This window comes from Paracoccus sp. 22332, from assembly GCF_052045125.1.
Taxonomy (GTDB): Bacteria; Pseudomonadota; Alphaproteobacteria; order Rhodobacterales; family Rhodobacteraceae; genus Paracoccus; species Paracoccus haematequi_A.
Genome location: NZ_JBQEOI010000020.1, coordinates 1 through 24,381, shown reverse-complemented (window position 1 = coordinate 24,381; position 24,381 = coordinate 1). Strand labels below are relative to the sequence as shown.

The 24,381-nt window shown below is 67.6% G+C and carries 29 protein-coding genes and 1 tRNA gene; 12 read left to right on the top strand and 18 right to left on the bottom strand.

Annotation, left to right across the window (positions count from 1 at the left end):
* Positions 1-5: 5 nt before the first annotated feature.
* Complete coding sequence (locus tag ACTJI6_RS16475) at positions 6-761, top strand: hypothetical protein (RefSeq protein WP_440802160.1); 756 nt, start codon at positions 6-8, stop codon at positions 759-761.
* On the opposite strand, the gene der is transcribed toward ACTJI6_RS16475, so the two are convergent.
* From der to ACTJI6_RS16450, 5 genes are all read right to left on the bottom strand, one after another.
* On the bottom strand, positions 758-2,242 hold the full coding sequence (gene der / locus ACTJI6_RS16470; RefSeq protein ID WP_440802158.1) for a ribosome biogenesis GTPase Der: 1,485 nt from the start codon (positions 2,240-2,242) through the stop codon (positions 758-760). The genes ACTJI6_RS16475 and der overlap by 4 nt on opposite strands.
* Positions 2,239-3,564 carry an outer membrane protein assembly factor BamB family protein gene (locus ACTJI6_RS16465; RefSeq protein WP_440802157.1) on the bottom strand — a complete coding sequence of 442 codons (1,326 nt, stop codon included), beginning with the start codon at positions 3,562-3,564 and terminating at the stop codon, positions 2,239-2,241. The genes der and ACTJI6_RS16465 overlap by 4 nt, the downstream gene beginning before the upstream one ends.
* A gap of 38 nt (positions 3,565-3,602) precedes the next feature.
* Positions 3,603-4,271, bottom strand: a complete 669-nt coding sequence (locus tag ACTJI6_RS16460) for a tetratricopeptide repeat protein (protein ID WP_126152918.1) — start codon at positions 4,269-4,271, stop codon at positions 3,603-3,605.
* Positions 4,272-4,394: 123 nt separating this feature from the next.
* A complete protein-coding gene (locus tag ACTJI6_RS16455; RefSeq protein WP_440802154.1) occupies positions 4,395-4,994 on the bottom strand; it encodes a superoxide dismutase in 600 nt (199 codons plus the stop codon).
* A gap of 177 nt (positions 4,995-5,171) precedes the next feature.
* Entirely contained in the window at positions 5,172-5,390 is a 219-nt protein-coding gene (locus ACTJI6_RS16450; RefSeq protein ID WP_126152920.1) for a hypothetical protein, read from the bottom strand.
* Positions 5,391-5,592: 202 nt separating this feature from the next.
* Between ACTJI6_RS16450 and ccmI the strand changes: the two genes are divergently transcribed.
* The 6 genes from ccmI to plsY all read left to right on the top strand — a co-directional run bounded on the left by ccmI (position 5,593) and on the right by plsY (position 10,378).
* Entirely contained in the window at positions 5,593-6,804 is a 1,212-nt protein-coding gene (gene ccmI, locus ACTJI6_RS16445; protein ID WP_440802152.1) for a c-type cytochrome biogenesis protein CcmI, read from the top strand.
* On the top strand, positions 6,801-7,271 hold the full coding sequence (ruvX, locus tag ACTJI6_RS16440) for a Holliday junction resolvase RuvX (RefSeq protein WP_440802151.1): 471 nt from the start codon (positions 6,801-6,803) through the stop codon (positions 7,269-7,271). The genes ccmI and ruvX overlap by 4 nt, the downstream gene beginning before the upstream one ends.
* The gene (locus ACTJI6_RS16435; RefSeq protein ID WP_440802150.1) at positions 7,268-7,435 is read left to right on the top strand and encodes a DUF1289 domain-containing protein; all 168 of its coding nucleotides are present in this window, start codon (positions 7,268-7,270) and stop codon (positions 7,433-7,435) included. The genes ruvX and ACTJI6_RS16435 overlap by 4 nt, the downstream gene beginning before the upstream one ends.
* Before the next feature lie 131 nt (positions 7,436-7,566).
* Positions 7,567-8,529, top strand: a complete 963-nt coding sequence (locus ACTJI6_RS16430) for an aspartate carbamoyltransferase catalytic subunit (RefSeq protein WP_440802148.1) — start codon at positions 7,567-7,569, stop codon at positions 8,527-8,529.
* Entirely contained in the window at positions 8,526-9,800 is a 1,275-nt protein-coding gene (gene pyrC / locus ACTJI6_RS16425) for a dihydroorotase (RefSeq protein WP_440802146.1), read from the top strand. Before ACTJI6_RS16430 ends, pyrC begins: the two co-directional genes overlap by 4 nt.
* Positions 9,797-10,378, top strand: coding sequence for a glycerol-3-phosphate 1-O-acyltransferase PlsY (plsY, locus tag ACTJI6_RS16420; protein ID WP_440802144.1), 582 nt, complete (start codon positions 9,797-9,799; stop codon positions 10,376-10,378). The genes pyrC and plsY overlap by 4 nt, the downstream gene beginning before the upstream one ends.
* Here the strand turns inward: plsY and ACTJI6_RS16415 are convergent.
* The gene (locus tag ACTJI6_RS16415) at positions 10,375-10,764 is read right to left on the bottom strand and encodes a hypothetical protein (protein ID WP_440802143.1); all 390 of its coding nucleotides are present in this window, start codon (positions 10,762-10,764) and stop codon (positions 10,375-10,377) included. The genes plsY and ACTJI6_RS16415 overlap by 4 nt on opposite strands.
* Before the next feature lie 223 nt (positions 10,765-10,987).
* On the opposite strand from ACTJI6_RS16415, the gene ACTJI6_RS16410 reads away from it, so the two are divergent.
* The 3 genes from ACTJI6_RS16410 (at position 10,988) to ACTJI6_RS16400 (ending at position 14,388) form a co-directional block, all read left to right on the top strand.
* Complete coding sequence (locus tag ACTJI6_RS16410) at positions 10,988-12,052, top strand: glycerophosphodiester phosphodiesterase family protein (protein WP_440802140.1); 1,065 nt, start codon at positions 10,988-10,990, stop codon at positions 12,050-12,052.
* A gap of 159 nt (positions 12,053-12,211) precedes the next feature.
* Entirely contained in the window at positions 12,212-13,675 is a 1,464-nt protein-coding gene (locus tag ACTJI6_RS16405; protein WP_440802138.1) for an amidohydrolase family protein, read from the top strand.
* Positions 13,672-14,388, top strand: a complete 717-nt coding sequence (locus ACTJI6_RS16400) for a hypothetical protein (protein WP_440802136.1) — start codon at positions 13,672-13,674, stop codon at positions 14,386-14,388. Before ACTJI6_RS16405 ends, ACTJI6_RS16400 begins: the two co-directional genes overlap by 4 nt.
* Before the next feature lie 28 nt (positions 14,389-14,416).
* Here the strand turns inward: ACTJI6_RS16400 and ACTJI6_RS16395 are convergent, their stop codons facing one another.
* The 10 genes from ACTJI6_RS16395 to ACTJI6_RS16350 form a co-directional block, all read right to left on the bottom strand.
* On the bottom strand, positions 14,417-15,787 hold the full coding sequence (locus ACTJI6_RS16395; protein WP_440802134.1) for a glutamate--cysteine ligase: 1,371 nt from the start codon (positions 15,785-15,787) through the stop codon (positions 14,417-14,419).
* 66 nt (positions 15,788-15,853) lie between these two features.
* Positions 15,854-16,360, bottom strand: a complete 507-nt coding sequence (locus ACTJI6_RS16390) for a hypothetical protein (protein ID WP_126152933.1) — start codon at positions 16,358-16,360, stop codon at positions 15,854-15,856.
* Positions 16,347-16,835, bottom strand: a complete 489-nt coding sequence (locus tag ACTJI6_RS16385; protein WP_440802133.1) for a molybdenum cofactor biosynthesis protein MoaE — start codon at positions 16,833-16,835, stop codon at positions 16,347-16,349. The genes ACTJI6_RS16390 and ACTJI6_RS16385 overlap by 14 nt, the downstream gene beginning before the upstream one ends.
* A gap of 4 nt (positions 16,836-16,839) precedes the next feature.
* Entirely contained in the window at positions 16,840-17,091 is a 252-nt protein-coding gene (moaD, locus tag ACTJI6_RS16380; protein WP_440802132.1) for a molybdopterin converting factor subunit 1, read from the bottom strand.
* Complete coding sequence (gene pgsA / locus ACTJI6_RS16375; protein WP_440802131.1) at positions 17,081-17,716, bottom strand: CDP-diacylglycerol--glycerol-3-phosphate 3-phosphatidyltransferase; 636 nt, start codon at positions 17,714-17,716, stop codon at positions 17,081-17,083. Before pgsA ends, moaD begins: the two co-directional genes overlap by 11 nt.
* A 79-nt stretch (positions 17,717-17,795) precedes the next feature.
* Positions 17,796-18,173: a hypothetical protein gene (locus ACTJI6_RS16370; RefSeq protein ID WP_126152937.1), complete on the bottom strand. Its 378-nt coding sequence runs from the start codon at positions 18,171-18,173 to the stop codon at positions 17,796-17,798.
* Between the two features lie 260 nt (positions 18,174-18,433).
* Positions 18,434-20,296, bottom strand: coding sequence for an excinuclease ABC subunit UvrC (gene uvrC, locus ACTJI6_RS16365; RefSeq protein WP_440802220.1), 1,863 nt, complete (start codon positions 20,294-20,296; stop codon positions 18,434-18,436).
* 287 nt (positions 20,297-20,583) lie between these two features.
* The gene (locus tag ACTJI6_RS16360) at positions 20,584-20,715 is read right to left on the bottom strand and encodes a hypothetical protein (RefSeq protein ID WP_440802128.1); all 132 of its coding nucleotides are present in this window, start codon (positions 20,713-20,715) and stop codon (positions 20,584-20,586) included.
* Positions 20,712-21,539, bottom strand: a complete 828-nt coding sequence (locus ACTJI6_RS16355; RefSeq protein WP_440802126.1) for a S49 family peptidase — start codon at positions 21,537-21,539, stop codon at positions 20,712-20,714. Before ACTJI6_RS16355 ends, ACTJI6_RS16360 begins: the two co-directional genes overlap by 4 nt.
* 36 nt (positions 21,540-21,575) lie before the next feature.
* Positions 21,576-22,595 (bottom strand): LacI family DNA-binding transcriptional regulator, encoded by a 1,020-nt coding sequence (locus ACTJI6_RS16350; protein WP_440802124.1) that lies wholly within the window; start codon positions 22,593-22,595, stop codon positions 21,576-21,578.
* Between the two features lie 100 nt (positions 22,596-22,695).
* Here ACTJI6_RS16350 and ACTJI6_RS16345 point away from each other — a divergent pair.
* Positions 22,696-22,772, top strand: a tRNA-Arg gene (locus ACTJI6_RS16345).
* Between the two features lie 16 nt (positions 22,773-22,788).
* Here the strand turns inward: ACTJI6_RS16345 and ACTJI6_RS16340 are convergent.
* Together ACTJI6_RS16340 and ACTJI6_RS16335 are read right to left on the bottom strand one after the other, a co-directional pair.
* On the bottom strand, positions 22,789-22,959 hold the full coding sequence (locus ACTJI6_RS16340; RefSeq protein WP_440802122.1) for a hypothetical protein: 171 nt from the start codon (positions 22,957-22,959) through the stop codon (positions 22,789-22,791).
* Positions 22,960-22,992: 33 nt separating this feature from the next.
* Complete coding sequence (locus tag ACTJI6_RS16335; protein WP_440802121.1) at positions 22,993-23,688, bottom strand: hypothetical protein; 696 nt, start codon at positions 23,686-23,688, stop codon at positions 22,993-22,995.
* 5 nt (positions 23,689-23,693) lie between these two features.
* Between ACTJI6_RS16335 and ACTJI6_RS16330 the strand changes: the two genes are divergently transcribed.
* Positions 23,694-24,381, top strand: a 688-nt coding sequence (locus ACTJI6_RS16330; protein WP_440802224.1) for a hypothetical protein, incomplete at its 3' end; no start/stop codon positions are given.

Below are 24,381 nucleotides of genomic sequence, written 5' to 3'. Positions count from 1 at the left end.
CCGCGTTGGCGATCATGGCGCGCGCGGCGGACATTCTGTATCTGGGGTCGGTGACGATATTCGTCGCCAGCGGGATCTCGCTGGCGACGCTGGGCCGTCCGGCCATCCAGATCGCCGCGCCCAGCCTGCTGAACGCGCCCGGCCTCGATCTGTTCGCGCATGGGATCGCCAAGCCCCTCGCCAGCCTGCCGCAGCTTTACATCCAGCCGCAAAACCCGCTGATGTGGGCGCTGCTGATCACGCTGTGGGCGCTGCTGCTGCTGGACGGGGTGGGGGAATTCCTGGACCCTGCCGACCATGGCACACGCCCCGCCTGGCATCCGCTGACCCTGGCCCTGGCCGTGGGGGCGGTCTGGCCCTGGCTGGTCGGGCTGCACAAGCCGCTGGCGACGCTGGGGGCGCTGCTGATGCTGACCGCCGCGCTGAGCGGGGCGATCCGCGCGCGCGGCCAACGCCGCCCCGCCCCGGCCTTCCTGGCGGGATGGAGCCTTGCCCTGGGGACCGCCACCCTTGCCACGCTGATCGGCGCGCCCCTGTCGCTGACCACGCCGCAGACCGCGATCCTGGCGATCCTGCCCGGTGCGGTGATCGGCATGATCGCCCAGGAACGGCTGGACGGCAGCCTGGGCTTTTCGCTGGCGATGATCTGGGCCTTCTGCGCGGTGGCCATCTCGACCATGGGCAGCAGCCCCGGCGTCGCGCTGGCCGCGATCATCGGCATATCCGGCATGGGCGTCGTGCTGGTCCGCGCCGCGACCTAGGTTCCCTTGGGCTTCTGCCGGTTCTTGTGCTTGGACAGCGCACCCGACTGGCTGATCTTGTTGGCTTTTTCCTTGAAGGGGTTGTCGCCCCCCTGGTCGCGGAAGAACAGCCGGATCGGCGTGCCCGGCATGTCGAAATCGGTCCGCAACCCGTTCACCAGATAGCGCTGATAGCTGTCGGGCAGCTTGTCGGTATGGGTGGCCTTGACCACGAAGGCCGGGGGCCGGGTCTTGACCTGCGTCATGTAACGCAGCCGGATCCGGCGCCCGCCCGGCGCGGGGGGCGGGTGGCTTTCGGTCATCGCGGCCAGCCACTGGTTCAGCCGCGCGGTGGAGATGCGGCGGTTCCAGACCTCGTGCGCCTTCAGGATCGCGGAATGCAGCCGGTCCAGCCCCTTGCCCGTGCGGGCCGAGACCGTGACCAGCGGCGCGCCCTTCAACTGCGGCAGCAGCTTTTCGAAATTGGCGCGCAGTTCGTTCAGCTTCTGGGGCTTGTCGTCCTCCAGATCCCACTTGTTCGCGGCGACGACGACCGCGCGGCCCTCGGTTTCCGCGAAATCGGCGATGCGCAGATCCTGCTGTTCGAACGGGATCGCCACGTCCAGCAGGACCACCACCACCTCGGCAAAGCGCACGGCGCGCAACCCGTCGGCCACGGACAGCTTTTCGACCTTGTCGGTGACCTTGGCGCGCTTGCGCATCCCGGCGGTATCGAAAATCCGCATGGGCGTGCCCATGAACTCGGTCGCGACGCTGATCGAATCGCGGGTGATCCCCGCCTCGGGTCCGGTCAGCAGCCGGTCCTCGCCGATGATCTTGTTGATGAGGGTGGACTTGCCCGCATTGGGCCGCCCGATCACCGCCAGTTGCAGCGGACGCGCGGCGGATGGGCGCCAATCCTCGGCGCCCTCGCCGGACTCGGCGTCTTCCTCGGTCAGGTCGATGTCGGTTTCAGCCGCCACGGGGGCGGGGCGTTCGGCCTCGATCCGGTCGGCCAGGGGGACCAGGGCGCGATACAGGTCGTCCATGCCCTCGCCATGCTCGGCCGAAATGCGCAGCGGTTCGCCCAAGCCCAGGCCCCAGGCCTCCATCGCGCCCGCTTCGCCCGCGCGGCCCTCGGCCTTGTTGGCGGCGACGATGACGTGGCGCGCGCGCTTGCGCAGGATGTCGGCGAAATATTCGTCCGCCGCCGTCACCCCCGCGCGGGCATCGACCACGAACAGGCAGATGTCGGCCTCGTCCACGGCGCGTTCGGTCAGGCGGCGCATCCGGCCTTGCAGGCTGTCATCCTCGGCCATTTCCAGGCCGGCGCTGTCGATCACGACGAAACGCAGGTCGCCCAGCCGCCCCGCGCCCTCGCGCAGGTCGCGGGTCACGCCGGGCTGGTCGTCGACCAGGGCCAGCTTCTTGCCGACCAGGCGGTTGAACAGGGTCGATTTGCCGACATTGGGACGGCCGACGATGGCGAGCGTGAAGGTCATCGGAATGCGTGCAACTGGCCGCTGCGCGAGACGACATAGATCGTCTGGCCCGCAACGGCGGGGGCGGCGGCGGCACCGCCGGGGATTTGCGCCTGGCCGACAAGGCTGCCGGAATTCGGATCGAAGACCCGCATCACCCCGTCCGAGGACACGACGAACAGCCGCCCGCCCGCCAGGACCGGGCCGAAATGGGCATGGATGCGGTCCTGCCGCTTGATCTTCTGCGTGGTGTAATAGGGCATCGGGACGCGCCAGATCACCCCGCCCGTGGCGGCGTCCAGACGGATCAGTTCGGCCTCGTCATTCACGGCGAAGACCGACCCGCCCGCCACGACGACCGGGCTGTTGGCGCCATCGCGCGCCGACCAGGCCTGGATGCCGCTGTCCAGTTCCACGGCGTTGATGCGCCCCGACGAGGTGCCGCCATAAACCATGTTGCCCGCGATCACCGGATCGCCGGTCATGTCGCGGATATTGGCGATGGCCCGGCCGATGCGCGTCCCGCCGATCTGCGCCGTCCACAAGGTCGCGCCGGTTTCCCGGTCGGCGGCCAGCAACTGCCCCGAAGCGAACGGAAAGATCACCGTATCGCCCTGCACCGCCGGGACCGACACCCCCATCACCCCGGCGGTCGAGGGCGTCCCCGCCGTCTGCCACAGCACCTTGCCGTCCGTGGCGCGCACCGCCCAGCCGATGTCGTTGCGGCCCAGGACATAGACCACGCCGTTCTGCACCGCCGGTCCGCCGCCGATCGGCGCATCGACGCGCTGCCGCCACAACACCCGCCCCGAGGCCGCGTCCAGGGCAACCAGTTCGCCAAAGCCGCTGGTGGCATAGACGCGCCCGCCTTCGTAGGCCAGGCCGCCGCCCGACACGCTGTCGCGCGTTTCCAGGGCCGGGGCGATGTCGCTGGTCCAGGCGGTGGCGCCGCCGGTGGTGGTCGCCGTCACGCGGGTGCGGCTGTCCAGGGTAAAGACCAGCCCGCCTCCGACCACCGGATCGGCGCTGATGCGATGGCGCTTTTCGCTGCCCTGGCCGATATTCGCGGTCCAGATGCGGTTCGTCCCCGCGCCCACCGCCAGATGGCCCGGCTGATGGGCGGCATTGCCCGCGCGATGGGTCCATTCGCCGTTCGTCACCGGCGCCGCCAGCCGCAGCGCGGTCGAGGCGACGGGCGCCGGCCCTTCCACCGCCGGACCGTCGGGCGAAGTCACGGCCAGCGGGTCAAGCCGCTGCCCCGGCAGGATCGTTTCGCGTTCGCCGCAGGCCACCAGGCCCAGCGTGGCCGCCAGGGCCAGGGTCAGTCGCAGCGTGGCGGTCATTCCTCGCCTCTCCCTCGTATCGTTCATCGGCCAGGCAATCAGCCGGCGGGCATGTTGTCGGACGGTTCGGGTTCGACGCCCAGGGCGATCATCATCTCGGACAGGCGCAGGCGCAAGGCCTCGGACAGGCCGTCCTTGTCCTGGATCTGACGGATCAGGTTGACCGCGTCATCGGGCCGGCCCGCGCCGATCAGGGCGACGGCCTTCTGTTCCAGGGCCAGCAGCTCGAAAGGCGCGCCGGCGCGCGACAGGCGCGACAGGATCTCGTCGCGCTGCGCGGGGTCCATCCGGTCCCCTTGCAGCATCACCAGCTTCAGTTCGGCCAGGTCGTGCAGGACCGTGCCCGCCGCCGCATTGCCCGCGACATCGCGCAGCGCATCGGCCGCCGCATCTCGGCCGCCGCGTTCGGACCATTCCGACGCCGCGATCAGCGCCGCAAGGACGCGGCGGGATTCGGCGCCCTGCGGATCGACCTGCATGACCGCCGCCGGATCGCCCGACGCCTCGGCCGCAAGGATCGCATCGCCCCAGGCGCGGGCCTGCGCCTGGTCGCGCGCCTGGCTGTATTCGCGCCAGACCACGCCCGCGACGATGCCCAGGATCACCAGCCCCGCGACCCAGCCCCAGCGACGGAACAGCCGGAACAGGCGTTCGCGGCGCAGGTCGTCGAAAACCTCGTCGATGAAATTGTCGTTCTGGTTGGCCATGCCCGTCTTCCGCAGCTTTCTTGCGCCTGTCTTATACCGGCGTGGGTCGGAAAGCCAATGCCGCCTTGCGCAACGAAAAAGGCCCGGCGCAATGCCGGGCCTTCCAGTCCGTCAGGACCGGGATCACAGCCGCGAGGCGACGTTTTCCCAGTTCACCAGGTTGTTGAGGAAGTTTTCCAGGTATTTCGGACGCGCGTTGCGGAAGTCGATATAATAGCTGTGTTCCCACACATCGACGCCCAGCAGCGCGGTCTGGCCCGAGACCAACGGGTTCACGCCGTTTTCGGTCTTGGTCACTTCCAGCTTGCCGTCGGCGTTCTTGACCAGCCAAGCCCAGCCCGAACCGAACTGGCCGACGCCCGCCTCGGTGAACTTCTTCTTGAAATCGTCGACCGAGCCGAAGGATTCGGTGATCGCCTTTTCCAGTTCCGAGGGCATTGCGCCGGGCTTGGGGGTCATCCATTCCCAGAACTGCGCATGGTTCCAATGCTGGCTGGCATTGTTGAAGATGCCGTTCTGCGCCACGGCGCCCTTCTGGTAGGTACCCTTGACGATATCCTCCAGCGATTTGCCTTCCCATTCGGTCCCCGCGACCAGCTCGTTCAGCTTGTCGACATAGGCCTTGTGATGCTTGTCGTGGTGGTATTCCAGCGTTTCCCTGGACATGCCGCCTTCGGCCAGTGCGTCATGCGCATAGGGAAGATCGGGAAGCGTGAAAGCCATTTTCTGTCCTTTCGTAAGGGGTTGGGCCATGGTCAGGCGCACAGTCCCGCATTCGGCGGATCAACGCAAGGGGGACGGGCCGGTTCCTGCGGAACGCCGCAGGCCGGGGGACTTCACGTCCCCCGGACCGCTGCGGGATATTCGGGCCGGAACGAAAGGCCCCATGAGGCCACCTGATCAGTTGGCGGGCGCCGGCGTGGCGGGCGTGGTGGCGGTGTCGGCAGGCTCGACATCGACGGCGCCGTCGACGGCGGGATCGGCCGGGGTCGTCACCGCCGCATCCGGGGCGGTATCCGTGGCGGGGTCGCTGCCCGACATGAAGAAGAACAACAACGCCACCACAACGACGATGGCACCGATGATGATATACATGCGATTGCTGTTCGGCTCGGCCATTCTGTTCCCTTTCGGTCAATCTTTTGATACCCGGACAATGAGAGCCAGGCCCTTCCGGTTCCCGCGGAATTCCCGGCGCGCGGACCCGTGGCCGATCCGCCGCACCCGCCGGTTGCGCCGCCCGGAACCGGAATGCGACAGGCTGACGCTTTCCGTCGGGACCAAAGCGCCCTAAAAGACGGGGCCGAATGAAGGGGGTGGCATGTTCTGGATCATTTGCGCCGCGCTGACGGGTGCCGTGGGCCTGGCCATCATGGCCCCGCTGCTGCGAGGGCGCGGTCAGGTCGCGCAGCCTGCGGCGGCCTTCGACCTGCGCGTCTATCGCGACCAGCTGCAAGAGGTCGAGCGCGACCTGGAACGCGGCGTGATCGCACCCGAGGATGCCGCCCGCCTGCGGACCGAGATCGGGCGCAAGGTTCTGGACGCCGACCGCCGCCTGTCCCAGGCCGCATCGGGCGGCGCGGGCGGGCGCGGGCTTCTGGCCCTGGCCATTCTGGCGGTCCTGTTCGCCGGGGCGGTGGCTCTGTACCTGCGCGAGGGCCAGCCGGGGCGCGGCGACCTGCCGATCATGCAGCGCATCGCCGAATCCCAGCGGGTCTATGAAAACCGTCCCAGCCAGGCCGAGGCAGAGGCCAGGGCCCCCGCCCCCGTCGTGCCCGACGTGCCCGAAGACTTCGCCTCTCTGATCGACCAGCTCCGCGAGGCCGTGGCCCGCAATCCCGACGATCCGCAGGGCCTGGCGCTGCTGGCCACGAACGAGATCCGGCTGGGCAATTTCGCCGCCGCCCGCCAGGCGCAGCAGCGGCTGGTGGAACTGCGCGGCGATCAGGTCACGGCCGCCGAACTGGTGCGCCTGTCGGCCCTGATGATCGAGGCCGCGGGCGGCGTCATCACCCCCGAGGCCGAGGCCGTTCTGACCCGCGCCCTGCAAGCCGATCCGCACGATCCTCAGGGTCGTTACCTGCTGGGGATGCTGCAATTGCAGAACGACCGCCCCGACCGCGCCTTCCCGATCTGGCGCCGCCTGCTTGAGGAAGGCCCCGAGGACGCCCCCTGGATCGCGCCGATCCGCGCCGCCATCGCCGACCTGGCCTGGCTGGCAGGCCAGCCGGATTACGTCCCGCCCACCCTCCTGCCCGGCCCCGATGCCGAGGCGATGGCCGCGGCCGAGGACATGTCGCCCGAGGATCGCCAGCAGATGATCGCCGGGATGGTGTCGCAACTGGAAGCCCGGCTGGCCCAGCAGGGCGGCACACCCGAGGAATGGGCGCAGCTGATCTCCTCGCTGGTGGTGATCGGCAACGCCGACCACGCGCGCGACATCTGGACCGAGGCGCAGACCCGCTTCGCCGCCCAGCCCGAGGCGCTGGAGATCGTGCGCCAAGCAGCCGTCCAGTCGGGACTGGCCGAATGATCCATGCAGAGATCGCCGATTTCGCGGCCAGCCTGCCTCCGGTCGGCGGCATCGCCGGGCTGGACCTGGGTACCAAGACCATCGGCGTGGCGGTCAGCGACGGGCTGCGGCAGGTCGCTTCTCCGCTGACGGTGATCCGGCGGCAGAAATTCACCCTGGACGCCGCCGAATTGCTGGCCGTCGCCAGGGATCGCGGGCTGGTGGGCCTGATCCTGGGCCTGCCGCGCAACATGGACGGCAGCGAAGGTCCGCGCGCCCAATCGACCCGCGCCTTCGCCCGCAACCTGGAACGGCTGAGCCCCCTGCCCATCGGCTTCTGGGACGAACGCCTCTCTACCGTCGCCGCCGAACGCGCCCTGCTGGAGGCCGACACATCCCGCAAGCGCCGGGCCGAGGTGATCGACCAGGTGGCGGCGGGCTATATCCTGCAAGGCGCGCTGGACCGGCTGCGCTATCTGGCGCGATGACCCTTAGCCCCTGCATCAAGGTCTGCGTGATCGACCCCGCATCCGGGCTTTGCACCGGCTGCTGGCGCACCCTGGACGAGATCGCCGCCTGGGCCACGCTCTCGCCCCAGGCGCGGCAGCGCATCATGGCCGATCTGCCAGCCCGCAGGCAGCAGAAGGCCTGATCCCTCTCTTGTGCCGAAATATCCCCGGGGGAGTCGCGCGGAACGCGCGGCGGGGGCAGGCAGCCCCCTGCCCGCTTGCCGCCCCTACCGCCATCTGCGATAGAAACGCGACCCCGACCAAAAGGCCCGCCATGACCTTTCGCGCCCGCCACCTGCTTGGCATCGACCACCTAGCCCCGCCCGAGATCGTCACGCTGCTGGATCTGGCCGAGGATTACGTCGCGCTCAACCGCCGCACTGTCAAGCATTCCGACGCGCTGGAGGGGATGACCCAGATCAACATGTTCTTCGAGAACTCGACCCGCACCCAGGCCAGCTTCGAGCTGGCGGGCAAGCGGCTTGGGGCGGACGTGATGAACATGGACGTCGCGCAGTCCTCGGTGAAGAAGGGCGAGACGCTGATCGATACGGCGTTGACGCTGAACGCGATGCAGCCCGACCTGCTGGTGGTGCGCCATCCGAACAGCGGCGCGGTGAACCTGCTGGCCGAAAAGGTGAACTGCGCGGTGATCAACGCGGGCGACGGGCGGCACGAACACCCGACGCAGGCGCTGCTGGACGCGCTGACCATCCGCCGCGCCAAGGGTCGTCTGCACCGCCTGACCATCGCCATCTGCGGCGACATCGCCAACAGCCGGGTGGCCCGGTCGAACCTGCTGCTGCTGGGCAAGATGGAAAATCGCCTGCGGCTGATCGGCCCGGCGACGCTGATGCCCTCGGGTGCGGGCGAGATGGGGGTCGAGTTGTTCGAGGACATGCGCCAAGGCCTGAAGGGCGCCGATGTGGTGATGATGCTGCGGCTTCAGAAGGAACGCATGGACGGCGGCTTCATCCCGTCGGAACGCGAATATTTCCACCGCTTCGGCCTCGACGCCGAAAAGCTGGCCTGCGCTGCGCCCGACGCCATCGTCATGCATCCCGGCCCGATGAACCGGGGGGTCGAGATCGACGGCACCATCGCCGACGACATCAACCGCAGCGTGATCCAGGATCAGGTGGAGATGGGCGTGGCCGTCCGCATGGCCGCTCTGGACCTGCTAGCGCGGAACCTGCGGGCGGAGCGGGGACGGGCAGCGGCGGGGGTGATGGTATGAGCGCAACCCTGTTCACCAACGCCTGCCTGATCGACCCTGAGGCCCAGACCGACGCCCCCGGCAGCCTGCTGGTCCGCGACGGCGTGATCGAGGGCATCGGCCTTGACGCCCCCAAAGGCGCCACGGTCATCAACTGCAACGGCCGCGCCCTGGCGCCGGGGATCATCGACTGGGGCGTCAAGATCGGCGAGCCGGGCGAGCGGCACAAGGAATCCTTCCGCAGCGCGGGCCTTGCGGCGGCGGCGGGGGGCGTGACCACCATCGTCGCCCGCCCCGACACGCTGCCGCCCATCGACACGCCGGAATCGCTGGAATTCGTGACCCGCCGCGCCGCCGATGCGCCCGTCAACATCCGCCACATGGCCGCCCTGACCAAGGCCCGCGAAGGGCGCGAGATGGTCGAGATCGGATTCCTGACCGACGCGGGCGCGGTGGCCTTTACCGATGGCGTGCGGCAGGTCGCGGATACCCGCCTTCTGTCGCGCTGCATGACCTATGCGCGGGGCCTCGGCGCGCTGATCGTCGGCCATCCGCAGGACGCGGGCCTGTCGCGCGGGGCGGCGGCGACCAGCGGCAAGTTCGCCTCTATCTATGGCATCCCCGCCGTCTCGCCCATGGCCGAGGTGATCGGGCTGGACCGCGACCTGGCGCTTGTGGCGATGACCGGCTGCCGCTGGCACGCCGACCAGATCACCACGGCCCGCGCCCTGCCCGCCCTGCGCCGCGCGCGGGATGCGGGCCTGGACGTGACGGCGGGGATCTCGATCCACCACCTGACGCTGAACGAATACGACGTGGGCGATTACCGCACCTTCTTCCGCTTCACGCCGCCTTTGCGATCGGAAGACGACCGGCTGGCCATGGTGCAGGCCGTGGCGGACGGGCTGATCGACGTGATCGCCAGCTTCCACACGCCCCAGGACGAGGAATCCAAGCGCTTGCCCTTCGAGGCCGCCGCCCCCGGCGCGGTCGGCTTGCAGACCCTGCTGCCCGCCGCGATGCGGCTGTATCACCAGGGCGGGCTGTCGCTGCCGCAACTGTGGCGGGCGATGTCGCTGAACCCCGCGAAGCGGCTGGGCCTGCCGGGCGGGCGGCTGTCAGCGGGGGCGCCCGCCGATCTGGTGCTGTTCGATCCCGACGCGCCCTTCGTGCTGGACCGCTTCACGCTGCTGTCGAAATCCAAGAACACCCCCTTCGACGGCGCCCGGATGGAGGGCCGGGTGCTGGGCACCTGGGTCGCGGGCCGCTGCGTGTTCGGAGGACAGCCATGATCGCGCTTTGGGCCGTGTTCGGCTATCTGCTAGGGTCGATCCCCTTCGGGCTGGTCATCGCCCGCGCCCTGGGCCTGGGCGACCTGCGCAAGATCGGATCGGGCAATATCGGCGCGACCAATGTGCTGCGCACCGGCAACAAGCCCGCCGCGCTGGCGACGCTGCTGCTGGATTCGGGCAAGGGCGCCATCGCCGTGCTGATCGCCCGGCATTTCGGAGGCGACATGGCGGCGATGCTGGCAGGGGGCGCGGCCTTCCTGGGCCATTGCTTCCCGGTCTGGCTGGGCTTCAAGGGCGGCAAGGGAGTCGCGACCTTCCTGGGCACGCTGATCGCGCTGCATTGGCCGCTGGGGCTGATCGCCTGCGCCATCTGGCTGCTGACCGCCCTTGTCAGCCGCATCAGCAGCCTGTCGGCGCTGCTGGCCGCCGCGCTGTCGCCGGTCTTTGCTTGGGGCTTGGGCCGCGCCGACCTGATCGCCGTCAGCCTGTTCATGGCGGTGCTGATCTTTCTGCGCCACCGCCCGAACATCGCCCGCCTGCTGGACGGAACCGAACCCCGGATCGGCAGGAAGGGTTAGCGTTCCGCCACCAGCGTCCGGCCCATCGGGCGGGCGGGCCGCGCGGGTGCCGGTTCCGGCTGCGCTTCGCTGGCAACCTCGCGCAGCGGCGGCTGGCTGAACGGGCGGGCCGGTGCGGCGACGGGCGCGGACAGGCCCTGACCGGCGATGCGACGCAGCGCCTCGGCCCCGCGCCGGGCCGAAATCGCGACCGAGATCAGCGCAAGGCATCCCGCCGACACCAGCAGCAGAACCACGATCCCCAGCAGGCCGAGAAAGATCGGCAGCGGCGGCCAGCCCTCGGCCTGGCCGACCTGAGTGACGATGGCGCCGATCAGCGCCAAGACGCCCACCGCGAAAACCGCGCCCACAACGCGCTGCACCCAAACCATCCCGTCCGCCTTCATCGCCCGCCCCTTTCCGGTTTGCCCCTGCCCTGCCACCGGCGCGGCTGCCGCGCAAGACGCCAGCCCTTCATATTGTCGTGCGCCGCATCGCCCGCCCCGAACCGTAAATTTTTATCGAAATAAAACAGAACTGTCGCAGAAGCGTTAACCATTATGAACAGATTGACAGGACCGCGCGCCATCCGGCCGCGCGGATGTAATGATCAAAGATCGGGATCCTGTCATGACCCTACGGTTCGCCGCCATCGCGGCCTTTTCGGCATTTGCCGCCCTTGCCCCCGCGGCCCATGCCGCCAGCTACAACACCCTGACCGGCGAGGCGCCGATCGTCGTCGCCCATCGCGGCGCCAGCGGCTATCTGCCCGAGGAGACGCTGGGCAGCTATGAACTGGCGATCAAGCTGGGCGCCGATTACATCGAGCCCGACGTGCAGATGACCAGCGATGGCCATCTGGTCGCGATGCACGACACCACGCTGAACCGCACCACCAATGCCGCCGAGATGTTCGCGCCGCGCAACGGCGGCTATCGCGTCAAGGACTTCACCCTGGCCGAGATCAAGCAGCTGACCGTCAAGCCGACCGGCGCGCTGTCGGGCGACAAGTCGCCCCATCAGGATTTCGTGCCCAGCATGGGCGACCCCTACAAGGTGCCGACGCTGGACGAGGTGCTGACCTATCTGAAGGACTACAACACCGCCAACGGCACTTCGGTCGGGATCTATCCAGAGGCCAAATCGCCCTTCGATTCCGTCAAGGAACAGAAGATCATCGACAGCCTGAAAAGCCACGGCTTCACCACCGCCGCCGACAAGGTGATCCTGCAATCCTTCGCCTATGAATCGGTCGTCAACCTGACCAGCTTGCTGGAAACCAGCGGCATGGAGGCCGAGGTCGCCCAGTTGGGATCGGTCCGCCTGCAGGACGGCGTCTATGGCGTCTCGGGCAGCGACGGCTTCAACAGCCTGGAGAAGCTGGCGGAGGTCGCGACCGGCGTCGGCGTCAGCTATGGCGGCATCACCGAAGCCTTCATCAAGGCCGCCCATGACCTGGGCCTGAAGGTCCATGCCTATACCTTCCGCCCGCTGAGCGAGGAGGAAGCCTTCGCGATGATCCAGCCGATGCTGGACTGGGGCCTGGACGGGTTCTTCACCGACTATACCGATTTCGGTCGCACGGTCGTCGACGCCCAGCAGCCCGCGCCGGTGCCGCTGCCTGCCGCCGCGCCGCTGATGCTGGCGAGCCTGGGCGGCCTGGCACTGCTGCGCCGCCGCCGCAAGGCCGCCTGAACCCTGAAAGCCGACGGGGGCGAGCGATCCCGCCCTCGTCGATCCGCTGCGCCATTTTCGCCGCAATCGAAGGCCAGCATGACGCGGGGACAACACGTCCCCTTGCCAGACGCCCTTTCTTGATAAACATCAACTCAGGCGTTCCAAAGGTGATCTTCCATGTGTCAATCCTGCGTCTCGGCGGCCAGCGGCCTTGCCCCCCTGCATTTCTGCCATTGCGGCACCCCTGAAACACTGGCGGCCATGCGCCGGATCGAGGCCGACATTTCCCGCCGCCAGATGCTGGGCGGCATGTCCGCCGTGGTCGGCATGTTCGCGGGCTTCGGCCTGGCGCCGAAGCAGGTCCGCGCCCAGACGCCCGCCCGTCCGCTGCTGCTGACCAACCTGCGGCTGTTCGACGGCACCACCCTGTCGATGCGCGAGGGCACCGACATCCTGGTCGAGGGCGGCCGGATCGCTGCCCTGCCCGCCGCCGGACAAGGCCCCGAGGATGCCGAGCGGATCGACTGCGGCGGGCGTGCCGTCATTCCCGGCTTGATCGACACGCATTGGCACGCAACCCTGTGCGGCGTCAGCCAGATCGCCGCGATGACCCAGGATATCGGCCTGGTCCACCTGATCTCGGGACGCGAGGCCGGGAACGCCCTGATGCGCGGCTTCACGACGGTGCGCGACGTGGGCGGGCCGGCCTTCGGCCTGCAAGCCGCGATCGACCGGGGCGTCGTGACCGGGCCGCGCATCTTCCCGTCCGGCGCGATCCTGTCGCAGACCTCGGGGCATGGCGATTTCCGCTTTTCGAACGCGCTGCCCGCCATGCCCTCGGACCCGGCCGATTACGCCACGCGCCAAGGCATGACCGCCCTGGCCGACGGCGTGCCCGAGGTTCTGCGCCGCACGCGCGAGCAGTTGATGAAGGGCGCCAGCCAGATCAAGATCAGCGCGGGCGGCGGCGTCGCCTCGCAATACGACCCGCTGGAATCGCTGCAGTTCCGGCTGGACGAGATGAAGGCGGCGGTCGATTGCGCCGCCGATTGGGGCACCTATGTCTGCGCCCATGTCTATACCTCGCCCGGCATCCGCCGCTGCATCGAGGCGGGCGTGAAATCCATCGAACACGGCCAGCTTGCCGACGAGGATACCGTGCGGATGATGGCCGATAACGGCACCTGGTGGTCGATCCAGCCCTTCCTGCAAGACGAGGACGCGAACCAGTATACCGACCCCAAGGCCGTCGCCGCGCAAACGGCGGTGGCCGAAGGCACGGTCCGCGCGTTCGAGATGGCCGACAAGCACAAGGTCAACTGGGCCTTCGGGACCGATATCCTGTATAGCGGCGCGGACAGCCAGGGGCGGCAACTGGCGAAGCTGGCGCGCTATATGTCGCCCCTTGCGGCGCTGCACCGCGCCACCGGCGCGGCCGGAGAGATGCTGGCCCTGTCGGGCGCGCGCGCGCCCTATCAGGGTCGGCTGGGGGTGATCGCGCCGGATGCGCTGGCGGACCTGCTGGTGATCGACGGCGATCCCGAGGCGAACCTGGACTGGCTGGCCGATACCGCCAATCTGCGGCTGATCCTGAAGGGCGGCCGCGTCTTCAAGAACGAGCTTGCGGGGGATACGATATGATCCGGGTCATCGCAGCCCTGGCCCTGCTGGCCGCGACGCCCGCCGTGGCGGACGAATGGCGCGCGCAGATCACGCCCTATGTCTGGGCCTCGGGTCTGGGGGGCGATATCGCCCCCTTTACCGGCGCGCCCACCCTGTCCTTCGACAAGAGCTTTTCCGAGGTGCTGGAGGATCTGGACACGGCCTTCTTCCTGTCGGGCTATGCCCGCAAGGACCGCTTCGTGGTGCTGGGCGATCTCAGCTATTCGGCCAGTTCAAAGGACGGGCTGATCCCGCCGGGCCTTCCGGCCGAGGGAGAATTGACCCAGCGGTCGCTGACGCTGGCGGCGGGCTGGCGGGCCATCGACGACGGCGGGCTGGCGCTGGACGTGCTGGGCGGTGTGCGCGCCTGGAAGATCAAGGCCGAGGTGTCGGTGGCGGGCGGGCTGATCAGCCGGTCGGGCGACAAGGACTTCGTCGATCCGATCATCGCGCTGCGGGCGAATTACCGGCTGGCGCCCCGCTGGTCGGCCATCGCCTATCTGGACCACGGCATCACCGGCATGGGGTCGGAAAAGACCACCCAGGTCGTCGCCACGGTGAATTACCAGATGACCGACCACGCCTTCCTGTCGGTCGGCTATCGGCGGCTGGACGTGGATTACCGCAGCGGCGGCACGCGGGTGGATGCGACCATGGCCGGGCCGCTGCTGGGCCTGACCTGGCGGTTCTGACGGCAATTCAGACCGGGGGCGGCCCCGGTCAATAGGAATATTCGCGATAGATGGGGGTCAGGTCGCCCGCCCATTCGCCGTGGTATTTCTCCAGCAGTTCGTCGGCCAGAACCTTGCCGCTGTCCACGCTTTCCTTCAGCGCGTTGAGGAAATGCGTCTCGTCCGGGACCATCCCGCCGGCCCCGGCGCGGGCGCGGTTCTTCAGGCCCTGCTCGGCGATCTCTAGCACCTGCCGGGCCAGATCCCGCATCCGGGTGCCGCCCACCTGCGCATCCAGCGCGTGGATCCCGGCCTCGCGCCGCCAAGATTCGCGGGTCCCGTCGTCCCAGTCCTTGACCAGATCCCAGGCGGCATCCAGCGCGGACTGGTCATAGATCAGCCCGACCCACAGCGCGGGCAGCGCGCACAGGCGGCGCCAGGGACCGCCGTCGGCGCCGCGCATCTCGATGTATTTCTTGACGCGGGCTTCGGGGAAGACGGTGGTCATGTGGTCGGCCCAGTCCGACAGGGTCGGCACCTCGCCCGGCAGGGCAGGCAGGCGACCGTCCAGGAAATCGCGGAAGGACTGGCCCAGGGCGTCGATATACTTGCCATCCCGATAGACGAAATACATCGGCACGTTCAGGACGTAATCGACCCAGGCGTCATAGCCGAACCCGTCCTGGAACACGAAGGGCAGCATCCCGGTCCGTGCGGCGTCCAGGTTCTGCCAGATATGCGCGCGCCAGCTTTTCCAACCGTTCGGCTTGCCGTCCAGGAAGGGCGAATTGGCAAACAGCGCATTGGCGACGGGTTGCAGCGACAGCGCCACGCGCATCTTCTGCACCATGTCGGCTTCGCTGCCGAAATCCAGGTTCACCTGCACGGTGCAGGTGCGGTACATCATCTGCTTGCCCAGCGTGCCGACCCGGTCCATGTAGTCGGTCATCAGCCTGTAACGCCCCTTGGGCATCATCGGCATCTGGTCCTGGGACCAGATCGGCGCCGCGCCCAGACCGATGAAGCCCGCGCCGATGCGGTCGGCGACCTCCTTCACTTCGGCCAGGTGCTGGTTCACCTCGTCACAGGTCTGGTGGATGGTTTCCAGGGGCGCTCCGGACAGTTCCAGCTGCCCGCCCGGCTCCAGGCTGATATTGGCGCCGTCGCGTTCCAGGCCGATCAGCTTGTCCTGTTCCATCACCGGGGTCCAGCCGAAGCGTTCCTGAAGGCCCGTCAGCATCGCCTGGATCGAACAGGCGCCCTCATAGGGCAAGGGCAACAGATTCGCCTTGTCATAGCCGAACTTTTCATGCTCGGTGCCGATGCGCCAGGCGTCGCGGGGCTTTTCGCCGCTGGCGATATAGGCGGCAAGCTGGTCGCGGCTTTCGATCGGGCCTCCGCCCTGTTGTGGTATCGACATGAGGCGGGGCCTTTCGAGACGTTGCCGGTCACAGGTGACGCGCGGCGTTGTCCAAGTCAACCCGCCTCAACCGGCCCTCCGCCAAACGGTGCGCACGGCATCCGGCTGGTCGGCCACATGGGCCAAGGCAGCGGAGACGGTTCCCATGTCCAGCCCCGGCAGGGCGGTGAAGGCATGGGCCAGGGCCTCGGCCCCGGCCGCGTCCACGGGGACCAGCAGCGCCTCGCCGCTGGCGCTGCGCAGCCGCCAGTGACCGCGTCCCTTAAGCCGCAGCAGGCGGATCTCCACCAGATCGCGCAGGGCGATCTCTCCTCCCAGAACGGCGGCGCCGTAATAGCGGATAGCGCCCTCGTCCACCTCGACCACGCCGGGCGCGGCGATCTGGCGGCGGAAGGGCAGCCTGCGGATGGCGCCGATCAGAAGGGACAGGCCGACCAGCAGGACAAGCCCGCCCAGGGCCGCGAAGAACCAGCCGCCGCGCAGGGCCAGCCACAGGCCCGCCAGCAGGACCGCGCCGGCCACAAGGGCCTCGGACTGGCGTGCGGTCCAGGCGCGCAATTCAGGCCGGATCATCGGCGGCAGCCGGGGATGGGTATTTGGGCAAAGAAGAAGCCTGCCATCGCGACAGGGCGTCCTCGTCGCTGGATTTCGCCTCGACCCAGCGGGCGGCGCCGTCATGGCCTATTTCGCGCTTCCAGAAGGGGGCGCGGGATTTCAGCCAGTCCATCAGGTAATCTGCGGCCTGGAAGGCGGCGGCGCGGTGACGGGCGGCGGTGGCGACCATCATGATCGGCTCTCCGACCGCAAGCCGCCCGTGGCGGTGGAGGATGCGCCAATCGGTCAGGCCGAAGCGGGCGGCGGCCTGCGCGCCGTAATCCGACAGCGCGCGTTCGGTCATGGCGGGGTAATGCTCGATTTCCAGGGCGGCCATCTGGCCGGTGTCGTCGCGCACGATGCCTGTGAAGGTGACGACGGCCCCCGCGCCCGCGCCGAAGCCCGCCAGTTCGGCGGCCAGGTCGAAGGGGGCAGTCTGGACGCGGGCAGACATGGGATCAGCCGCCGGTCATTGGGGGGAAGAAGGCGACCTCTAGGGCACCGGCCAGGGGCGCGTCCAGAGTGGCCAACTGCTGATCGACGGCGCAGCGCACGGCAGCCAGGTCGGAAAAGGCCGCCGCATGCCAGTCGTCGCGGGCGGCGAGATCCGCGATCAACTCGCGGACGGTGGCGGCGTCGGTGTCGATCCGTTCGCGTGGCTGGCCGATGCGTTCGCGCAGCCAGGCGAAATACAGCACGTCAAGCGTCATGGCCCGGCTCGCGCAGATAGGGGCGCGCCTTCACGAAATAGTCCCAGCCGGTCCAAGCCGTCAGGATCGCCGCGATCCAGATCAGCAGCAGCCCCACCTGCGTCGCCAGATCCGCCCAGGAGGACGAGAACCACGGCAGCCGCGATTCCCCCACCAGCGGCGGGCGGCCATGCTGGACATAGGCCAGCCCGGTCCCCAGGAACAGGACCGAGATCGCGACCATCTGCGTCGTGGTTTTCCACTTGGCCAACTTCGTGACCTTCAGCAGGCGCGCATTGGCGCCCAGGAATTCGCGCAGGCCGGACACGAAGACCTCTCGGAACAGGATCAGCGTGGCGGGCAGGATCAGCCAGGGGTTCATGCCCGAATAGCCGGTGATGACGACGATGGCGATCACCACCATGGCCTTGTCGGCGATGGGATCCATGGCCGCGCCGAAGCGGCTTTCCTGCTGCCAGCTTCGCGCCAGATAGCCGTCGAACCAGTCGGTCACGGCGGCCAGCAGGAACAGCGCCAGCGCCGCCCAATCCGCGAAGGGGCGGCTGAAATACAGAAACATCAGCGGCACGGCAGGTGCCGCGATCAGCCGAAGCAGGGTCAGGATATTGGGGACGGTCCAGCGCATGAGCCGCAGGCTAGTCGTTGCCGCCGCGCTTTGGAAGGGGCAGCGCGCTGAATTGCGCCACCCCGGCCGGTTCCGCCTGTCAGCCCAGGGCGCCGGGATAAAGCTCGAACGGGCGGTCGGCGATGGTCAGGTGGACCGCCTTGATGCGCTGTTCGCCGAACCGGCGGGTGCGGCGGCCGATGACCTGTACCGGATCGCCCGGCAGCGCGGCGCTGTCGGTCAGGCCGATTTCGGTATTGCGCGCGCGCCCGGCCAGTTCGATCGTCCAGTTGCGGCCGTCCTGGTCGCGCACGCAGATCACCGGGTCGCTGCCCGAGATGTAGTTGTCCGTGACCACGGCCTCCAGCCGGGTCAGATGGGGTTTGAACTCGTCCCAGTCATCAGTGTCGAAGGACTTCGGCAGATCGAAAGCAGGGGTCCGTGAGTCGGCGATGCTGTGTTCTAGCACGCGGGGCATGAGGGCCTCCTTGGGTTGAGCAAGTCACAACCTTAGCGTGACCTTGCGTCAGCGCGGCGGTAATTTCCTACCGCGCGGCAAGCTGCCCTTCCCGTCGCTGCATCGCGCGAATAACAGGGACGTTTTCAAGGCCTTGTTATGCCTTGGCAAAAAACATGGCAGATCCATGTCGCCGATCCGGTGTTCCACGGCAGCACCAAACTTCAGGAAATCATTCTACAGGAATTTGGTGGTTATTTGCCGGTTTCCGCGCTGCGGCATCAGCCCCGAACGTTGAAATGGTCGTGGACCTTCTGCGCCATCGCGGCCGAGATTCCCTCGACCGCCTGCAAATCGGCCAGACCGGCGCGGCTGACGGCCTTGGCGCTGCCGAAATGGGCCAGCAGCGCGCGCTTGCGGGCCGCGCCGATGCCCGCGATCTCGTCCAGGGGGTTCGCCATCACGGACTTGGCGCGCTTGGCGCGGTGGGTGCCGATGGCCCAGCGATGCGCCTCGTCGCGCAGGCGCTGGATGAAATACAGCACCGGGTCGTTCATGCGCAGCGCAAAGGGCGGGCGGCCGGGGCGGTGGAATTCCTCTTTGCCCTGGTCGCGGTCGATGCCCTTGGCGACGCCGACGATGGGAATATCCTCGACCCCCAGTTCGGCCAGGATGCCATCGACCGCCGACACCTGCCCTGCCCCGCCGTCGATCAGCAGCAGGTCGGGCCAGGCGTCCGTCTGACGGTCGGGATCCTCTTTCAGCAGGCGGGTGAAGCGGCGGGACAGAACCTCTTTCATCATGCCGAAATCGTCGCCCGGCGTGATCTCGGTGCCCTTGATGTTGAACTTGCGGTACTGGCTTTTGATGAAGCCCTCTGGGCCGGCCACGATCATGCCGCCCACGGCATTGGTGCCCATGATGTGGCTGTTGTCATAGACCTCGATCCGGCGCGGGGGCGCGGGCAGGTCGAAGGCCGCGCCGACCCCGTCCAGCAGGCGCAGCTGCGTGGCGCTTTCGGACATGCGGCGGGCCAGGCTTTCGCGGGCGTTGCGCAGCGCGTTCTCCACAAGCTCGAACTTCTCGCCCCGTTGCGGCACGCCGATGACGATGCGGCGGGCGGCGCGTTCGGACAGAACCTGCTGGGTCAGGGCGGGTTCGTCGGGCGAATGCGACAGCAGGATCATCCGAGGCGGCGGCTTGTCGTCGTAGAATTGCAGCAGGAAGGCCTGCATCACCTCGGCCGGGGATTCGACGCCGCCCAGCCGGGGATAGAAGTCGCGGTTGCCCCAGCTTTGATTGCCGCGAATGAAGAAGACCTGCACGCAGGCCTGGCCGCTGTCCATGTGCAGGGCGACGATATCGGCCTCGGCCACGCGCTTGGGGTTGATGGCCTGGACCGATTGCACGGCGGTCAGCGCCTTGATCCGGTCCCGCAGGGCGGCGGCACGTTCGTATTCCATGTTTTCCGCCGCCGCCGCCATGTCGCGGGCCAGGTTCGCCTGAATGACGGTGGTCTTGCCTTGCAGGAAGCGTTCCGCGTCCGACACGAGCGCGCCATAGTCCGCCTCGCTGATCCGGCCCACGCAGGGCGCGCTGCACCGCTTGATCTGGAACAGCAGGCAGGGCCGGGTGCGGGATTCGAAGGTGGCGTCCGTGCAGTTGCGCAGCAGGAACACCCGCTGCAACTGTGTCAGCGTCCGGTTCACCGCGCCCGCGCTGGCGAAGGGGCCGTAATAATCGCCCTTTTCAGACTTGGCGCCGCGATGCTTCTTGATCTGCGGAAAGGCATGGGACTTGGCCACCAGGATATTCGGAAACGACTTGTCGTCGCGCAAAAGCACGTTATAGCGCGGCTTCAGCTGCTTGATGAGGTTCTGTTCCAGCAGCAGCGCCTCGGTCTCGGTCCGCGTGGTCAGGAACATCATCGAACAGGTTTCGCGGATCATCCGGGCGATCCGCGCCGAATGCCCCGAGGGCCGGGCATAGTTCGACACCCGCGCGCGCAGGTCGCGCGCCTTGCCGACATACAGCACCCCGCCCTGCGCATCCAGCATCCGATAGACGCCGGGGCTGCGGTCCAGCTGGCGCAGATAGTCCTGGATCAGCGCGTGGCCGGTCTTGGGGGGCGTGCCTTGGGTCATGTCCGTCAACAAAGTGATTCCCGTCGCGGGCTGCAAGTTCCGGGGCGCGATTACAAGATCAAAGCTGTCCACCGCCGCTGTGGATAACTCTGTGAGAGTCCTGTGAGGCAGACCCGTCCGATCCAGCAATCGTTACAAAAGCGTGACTTTGCCCATGTTTTAGGCAGATTTTCAAGGGATTGTTTTCATTGTGAAAATTTATATCGCTGCGTTTCAGAAAGGAAACTTGCGCAGTTTCAGGCCCTTGCTTGCCGAATCTTGCCCCGACGGGGACAACCTGCCGCAGCCTAGCCGCGCGGGCCCCGGCGCGAGGGCGGGATTCCCAAAATGCGCGCGATGGCGCGGCCGAAGGCCGGGCCGCGCAGCAGCGCCAGACCGACCATCACCAGCAGGAACAGGATGACGACGCGGACGCTCATCCCCCCGCACCGAAGCGGGCGAAAGCGGCGCGTTCCTGGGCGGCGTCCAGGACGGTGCCTGCGGACAGGCCCAGCCTGCGGAACAGCGACTGGCGGGGGCTGTGGACGACGAAGCGGGTCTTGTCGCCGTAAAGCGCCTTCATCTGCGGCACCAGATGGCCGATGCCGTCGGCAAGGCCCAGGGCGACCGACTGCCGCCCCGCCCAGAATTCGCCGGTGAACAGATCGCGGTCCGCAGCCAGCCGGTCCCCCCGGCGGGCCGTCACATGATCCTTGAAGGCCTGATGGATCGGCTCCAGCACGTTGTGCAGGCGCTCCACATCCTCGGGGCGTTCGGGACGGAACGGGTCCAGCGTCGATTTCGACCGGCCCGCCGTATGCACCCGCCGCTCGATCCCCCAGCGGGCGATCAGATCCTGGAACCCGAACCCGGCCGAGATCACCCCGATCGACCCCAGGATCGAGCTTTCGTCAGCCCAGATCCGGTCCCCCGCACAGGCCAGCCAATAGCCGCCCGAGGCCGCCACATCCTCGACGAAGGCGTGGACGGGGGTTCCGGTCTCATCCGCCAGCCGCCGGATCCGCGCGGCGATCAGCGAGGATTGCACCGGCGATCCGCCGGGCGAATTGATCGACAGCGCCACGGCCGCAGGCTTGCCCTTGCGGAAGGCGCGCTCGATCACCGGGGCAAGCGCCGTATCGGACAGCGCGCCGCCGCGCCCCGCCATGCCGATGGCGCCGTGCAGGCGGATCACCGACACGCGGGGGCCTTTGTTCGTCAGACGGTCAAGAAAGGGAATACGCATGGCGGCAGACTTAATCATGCGCCTGCGCCATCACAAGCATCGCTGGCACAAGCGTCAGCCATGCCGGATCGTGTCGCCCGGCAGGAAGGTCGGCGTCAGCGCGACGATGCGATCCTCGGGTATGGCATCCTTGCCTGCGACCAGCCGCGCCGCCCGCCGGCCGATATCGACGCGTCGCGCGTCCGTGGTGGCCAGCCGCACCGGCAGCCCGTCCAGCAGATCGACGCCGTTGAACCCCGCCAGCCCGATCCGGTTCGGGATGTCATAGCCCTTGTCCAGGCAATACAGCAGCCCCCCGGCCCCGATCATGTCGTTCGAGAAATACAGGAAATCCAGATGCGGCGCGCGGGTCAGGATGCGTTCGGTCAACTCGCGCCCTTTCAGCAGCGACGAGCCGCCCTGGTAATATTCGCGCGCCTCCAGCGGCACGCCCGTCTCGGCCAGGCCCTCCTCGAACCCGGCAAGGCGTTTGCGGGCGCGGTGATCCTCGGGCATGTGGGTGCCGACAAAGCCGATCCGGCGGTATCCGGCGGCGAGGATCCGCGCCGCCATCTCGCGCCCCGCGCGGCGGTGGGAAATGCCGACGATGGTGTCGATCCCCTCTCCGTCCACATCCATGATCTCGACCACCGGGATGCCGGAATTGGCCAGCATCGCGCGCGAGGCCTTGCTGTGTTCCAGCCCCGCCAGGATCACCCCGGACGGACGCCAGGACAGCATGTCGTACAAAACCATCTCCTCTCGCGCGGGGGAATAGTTTGTGACGCCGATCACGGGTTGCAGGCCGGTGTCGTCCAGTTCGGCGGAAACCCCGCCCAGCACGTCGGGAAAGACCAGGTTCGACAGCGACGGGATCACCACCGCGACCAGGTTGACCCGCTGGCTTGCCAGCCCGCCCGCGATCTTGTTTGGGACATAACCCAGCGTCTTCGCCGCCGTCAGCACCTTTTCCCGCGTCGCCGCCGACACGTCGCCCCGGTTGCGCAGGACCCGGCTGACGGTCATCTCCGACACGCCCGAGGCTTCGGAAACGTCGCGCAGGGTCAGCGGACGGCGGGGTCGGGGAACATTCATCGGGCACCGGATGGATCAGGTCTTTGCCCGATGTTAGCGTCCGCCGAACCCCGCGACAACCTTGCCAAACCGCCCGCCAGCGGTCAAAAGGACCAAAGGCGGCCCCGTGGCTCAACTGGATAGAGCAGCCCCCTCCTAAGGGGCAGGTTACAGGTTCAAGTCCTGTCGGGGTCACCACAGACCGCCTTCGCGGTCAAATCCCCAGCATCCTTTGGAAGATCGTGCGATGCCGGTTCTTCAACTGGCTCAGCATCGCCAAGGCCGCCTCGGGCTTCAACTCGCCGCGCTCCTCGCGTTCGCGGATGATGCGCGCCTCGTCCATCAGCGTTCTCAGCCGCAGGGATTGCGGGCTGTGACGGGGCATCGGGCTGACCAGGATGGGCCTTGGGAAGTGCCGTCACGGATGGGCCTCCTGCATCAGCTTCTTCAGGCGCGCGATGATGCTTTCGCATTCAACCGCCAGAACGTTTGCTCGGTTCCCATAGAACTCGTATGGCCGGGTGCTGTCAATCGACAGATAGCCCAGGGGAATCAGCCCGTCCCGCCGGGCCGTGCAGATCGGCACGATGAAGAAGGACCGATAGGGCGTCTTCGATCCCGTCGGACTGCGGAACGCCTCGGCGCCGAAGGCCCGGATGTCATAGACGGCGCGCGGATCGTCCCCGGCCATGCAGGCATGGTGGCCGATCACGAAGCGGCCCGAAAAGGTCACGCCCATCTTCCGAAGGCTTCCGGCGTTGCGTTCGTCTATCCGAAGCATTGCGGGCTGGCCGGGAACGTAGCGAGCCAGCGATACGCCGATCTCGCCTCGGGCGGCGTTGGTCAGGCTGCGGACATAAACCTCGATGATGCTGAGGCAGGCATTCCGGGCGGCGGGGCGGTTCGCCGCGACGATCGCGTCGTCGCCGCACAGCCGCAGCAGCTCGCAGGAGCGCATCATCAGTTCCTCGGCCGCAGTGCCGTCGTTGTGCTTCAGCGACAGCAGGGTCTGTACAAAATCGACCGTGACCGCGACGGCGAAGATCATCCCTGACCACAGCATCGCCGACGGGAATGTCAGCGCGGCATTGGCCCGGACATGGTAGGCCAGCACCGCCGGTGATCGTCTGTCGCGATGCGAATGGGCTTGAAGACGGGGCGATCCTGTTCCGCTATCCGGGTCAGTCTGGAAAGATCAAATTCGGTGATCTTCTGACCATGCTGCGCGAACGCGACCGGGCGGCGACGCACAGCTTGCTGGCCAGCGCGTCGCGCCTAAGCGAAATCGGAGCGGATCGGGCGTTGATCGTAGACACTGAAAAGGGAGAGATGGACGCAGGATCAAAGCGTATCGTTATTGACCGTGCCTTGGCCGATCAACTTGATTTCATTCGTGAAGGAGAGTTTGAGGAACGCGCTGGCGCTCGTGCTTTGAGGCTGGTCGGTGATGTTCATGCCGTGGACCCTGAGGGGCAAGCCGTCGAGCGCGTTGAGGGGCGGGCGCTGGACGCTGACGCCGTGCTGAGGGCCTACCTGAGCCATGATGCAGTCCGCGCCCCACTCGAATATGTCTGCATATCAGCTAAAGTTCAACGGCAATGGCTGCCGCTTTTCTACTTCGTCAAGCTAGCGGGCGGGAACATCGACGGAGCAATCGAGGGGGAGTGTCCTGAACTTTGTGTATCTGGCCCGGTCCATGCAGTTTCAGATACTCAAGCGTCGAAGCGCTCGCCGAACATTATGGCGAACTGGTTGCGGGCCGCAAACCATTCCCGGACGTTCCGGCCGTCTTTCTCGAAGCTGCGGA